The following is a 993-nucleotide window of genomic DNA, read 5'->3' as shown; positions in this document are numbered from 1 at the left end:
AGTAGGTGAATCAACCATCCTTAAAGATGAAAACTACCAGTCAGTCGGCGACACCATGCAAGTTGGTGGTGAGGGCGTTGGCGCTGCATTCCGCAAGCGTGACAAAGACCTTGCTGAAAAATTCAATGCTGCGCTTAAAAAGCTCAAAGAAGACGGTACTTACGATGAGATCATGAACAAGTACTTCTCTTACAGCATTAAGATTTAATGCTAAAAGTCAGATGTCAGGCGCTATATGCCTGACGTCTGATTGACGATTAATTTTCACGGAACTTACTCAATGATAGATCTTCACGGTTACGGCCCATCTATATTTCAGGGCGCTATTTTAACCATCGAAGTAGCCGTATTATCATTGCTTGTGGCTTTATTTTTAGGGCTACTCGGCGCGATCGCCAAACTTTCAAGCAACCCTATTCCTCGCGCTATCGCAACGGTATACACCACCGTAATTCGAGGCGTTCCCGATCTTGTACTGATGTTACTCATCTTCTTTGGCGGTCAAATGATGATGAATGAGTTCTCAGATTGGTTATATGAAGAATTTGATATCGATGTCTTTTTTAACATCGATGAATTTATTGCCGGAGTTGTCACCATTGGCTTTATCTTTGGTGCCTATATGGCAGAAACATTTCGTGGCGCATTTCAGTCCGTAAATGCAGGTCAAATAGAAGCCGGATATGCCTACGGTATGACTCGATGGCAAGTATTTAGCCGCATCTCGTTTCCTCAAATGATGCGTCATGCACTACCTGGCCTAGGTAACAATTGGCTTGTTATGCTGAAAACCACTGCACTTGTATCGATCATTGGTCTAGCTGATATGGTGCGTCTTGCTTCCGAGGCAGCCAAAGCTGTGCACGAACCCTTTACTTTCTTAATCCCTGTTGCGCTTGTGTACTTATCCCTCACAGCGGTCTCAGAGTTATTACTCAACAGACTTAAAATTAAATACAGTGCCGGAACAACGAGGGCTTAATGATGGAAGCG

Annotated in this window: 2 protein-coding genes; both read left to right on the top strand. The window is 43.9% G+C overall.

All coding sequences use genetic code 11. The features are described 5' to 3' along the window. A partial coding sequence (locus A3739_RS05635; RefSeq protein WP_156502375.1) for a transporter substrate-binding domain-containing protein occupies positions 1-208 on the top strand: 208 nt, incomplete at its 5' end. Between the two features lie 72 nt (positions 209-280). Continuing rightward, positions 281-982: an ABC transporter permease gene (locus A3739_RS05630; RefSeq protein WP_068478246.1), complete on the top strand. Its 702-nt coding sequence runs from the start codon at positions 281-283 to the stop codon at positions 980-982. The last annotated feature ends 11 nt before the right edge of the window (positions 983-993 follow it).

The sequence above is a fragment of the Oleiphilus sp. HI0067 genome, from assembly GCF_001635735.1.
This window is presented reverse-complemented; position numbering and strand designations above follow the sequence as displayed.